Origin of the sequence: Flavobacterium sp. (assembly GCF_027531905.1) — a bacterium.
Lineage (GTDB): Bacteria > Bacteroidota > Bacteroidia > Flavobacteriales > Flavobacteriaceae > Flavobacterium.
On record NZ_JAPZSU010000029.1, the window covers coordinates 1 to 2,619 of the forward strand.

The 2,619-nt window shown below is 36.1% G+C and carries 2 protein-coding genes; both read left to right on the plus strand.

The window, feature by feature from the left end:
• Positions 1 to 676: IS1595 family transposase (locus O9307_RS08550; protein ID WP_298297755.1), on the plus strand; the 676-nt coding region annotated here is incomplete at its 5' end.
• A 701-nt stretch (positions 677 to 1,377) separates the two neighbouring features.
• Entirely contained in the window at positions 1,378 to 2,382 is a 1,005-nt protein-coding gene (locus tag O9307_RS08555; RefSeq protein WP_298297758.1) for a N(4)-(beta-N-acetylglucosaminyl)-L-asparaginase, read from the plus strand.
• The last annotated feature ends 237 nt before the right edge of the window (positions 2,383 to 2,619 follow it).

Genomic DNA, 2,619 nt, shown 5'->3' on the forward strand with positions numbered 1-2,619 from the left:
AAAATTTGGAATCCGCAAAGCTTTTGGAATTGTTTTTGAAATGAGTGCCACCACAAAAAGTTTATCTTCTTCCCAGATGGCAAAACGTTATTCTATTAGTCGTCCAACAGCATGGCTGTTCATGCATAAAGTCCGTTCAGCGATGAAAAGTAGTGAGTTGAACCCAGTTGTTGGCACTGTTTATGTTGATGAATTTGTTTATGGCGGTAAGGAAGATTTGAAGCAAGGAAGAAGCAAGGATAGTAAGAAAAAGAAGATTGTGGCAGCGGTTGAAATTGATGATGAAGGAGGCATAAAAAGAGCATATTTCAAAAGAATTGACGATTACTCTTCTGATGAACTTGGTAAAATTTTTCATAGTCATATATCAACTCAAGCAAAGGTAAAAACCGACAAATGGTCTGGGTATATACCATTGAAAAGGGAATATGATATTGAACAAATTAAAAGTAATACTTCTGATTTTTTCCAAATAAATACAATAATACATCAAGTAAAATCATGGCTAAGAAGTACATATTCTTGGATGCATGAACAAAATATTCAAAAGTATTTAGACGAGTATAGCTATCGATTAAACAGATCAATACACAAGCAAACCATATTTGACAATCTAATCACAAGAATGATTAATCAAAAGCCTATTGGTTTACAATCAATTAAAACAAGTAGATAACTTTACAGCTCTATAAGTTTTTTTCTTTGTGAATTTTGTGTAATTCTTTGCGCTCTTTCTGGTTGATTTTTTTCACCATATAATATGTAAGGTCATATAAGAATTGAGAAAATGTACCATTTTATAAATGTAAGTCTATTAATTCGTTGTAGTAGGGATGAGTTGTGTAAGAAATAAGAGCGGTATGTTTATGAAACTCCTATGACCTTAAATGCCTTAAATGGTTCAAAAATAGAAGTTTCTTGTGTTGTAATAACACTATTAAAATAGTAAAACCCACTCAATTCAGGGTAGAACCAATTTTTACTCACTTGCTGCAAAATCTAAAATGCTTCGCCAGTTCGCTACCAATGTCATTAAGTTAAGAGAAAAAAAATAGCACGCAGATTCTACAGATTTTAACTGATTTTTCTGCGAAAATCTGCGTGACAATCTTTCCCCGTAGATTTTCAAAAGTGTTAGACAGTATTTTAAAAGCCAATGCACCGAATACACAACACTTTTGGAATTCAATTTGTTTTTTTTTTAATGGATTAAAACGCTTACATTGGCAATTTAAAACCCGGTTGTAAGTGTTTTTTTTTATTGTTAAAACCCAAAACAGACATTTGACTTCGTTGCGAAGCTGAATTATTTTATAAAAGCAAAAGTTCACGAGCTATACTACTCCCCTTTTTTCAATCACTTTTAAATGAAATGAAATGACAAATCGTAGAAATTTTCTAAAAAAAACAATGATTGCTTCAACAGCAGTCGCATTGAGTTCGTTCAAAGGAATAGCATCAAGAGAAGAAGAAACAATAATGAATGCCCCAAAAACAAGAAAGCCTATTGTACTTTCAACTTGGCGTTTTGGTCTTGAAGCCAACGAAGCTGCGTGGGAAATCTTAAAAAAAGGAGGACGTTCCCTAGACGCTGTAGAAGCAGGCGTAAAAGTACCCGAAGGCGACCCAACAGAAAGAAGTGTTGGTTACGGAGGACGCCCTGATAGAGATGGACGCGTGACGCTGGATGCTTGTATCATGGATGAAATGTCCAATATTGGCGCTGTAGGCTGCTTAGAACATATTAAACACCCTATTTCCGTAGCACGTGCCGTCATGGAAAAAACACCTCACGTAATGTTAGTGGGTGATGGTGCCTTACAGTTTGCTTTAGCACAAGGTTTCCCAAAAGAAAATATTTTAGTACCTGATTCTGAAAGAGAATGGAAAGAATGGCTAAAAACATCAGAATATAAGCCGATTGCTAACATCGAAAATCACGACACCATCGGAATGATCGCATTGGATGCCGCTGGTAATCTCTCGGGAGCTTGTACAACAAGCGGAATGGCTTTCAAAATGCATGGCCGTTTAGGAGACTCCCCTATCATCGGTGCGGGTTTGTATGTAGATAATGAAATTGGCGCTGCAACTGCAACGGGTCATGGGGAAGAAGTAATTCGAATTTCGGGATGCCATTTGGTGGTCGAATTAATGCGTCACGGAAGATCACCACAAAAAGCATGTGAAGAAGCTGTTCTGAGGGTTGTTAAGTTGATGAAAAACAGGAATAAGGATTTGAAAGATATTCAAGTTGGTTTTATTGCATTGAACAAAAAAGGCGAATACGGTTCGTATTGTGTTCAAAGTGGTTTCAACTATGCTGTTTATGACAGTACCGGAAACCGATTGATTGATCCGGATTATTATCTAAAACCATAAATAACAATATGACTCTCCGTAACTCATACCAAATAGTCAAAGTACTTAATTCACTTTGCGTCTTTGCGCCTTTGCGTGAAATTGAACTCGCAAAGACGCAGAGTCGCAAAGAAAAGAATGAATCAAGCTTAAAAATAGTGAAAAACTGATTTATGACTGTCCGTAACTCATACCAAATAGTCAAAGTACTTAATTCACTTTGCGTCTTTGCGCCTTTGCGTGAAATTGAACTCGCAA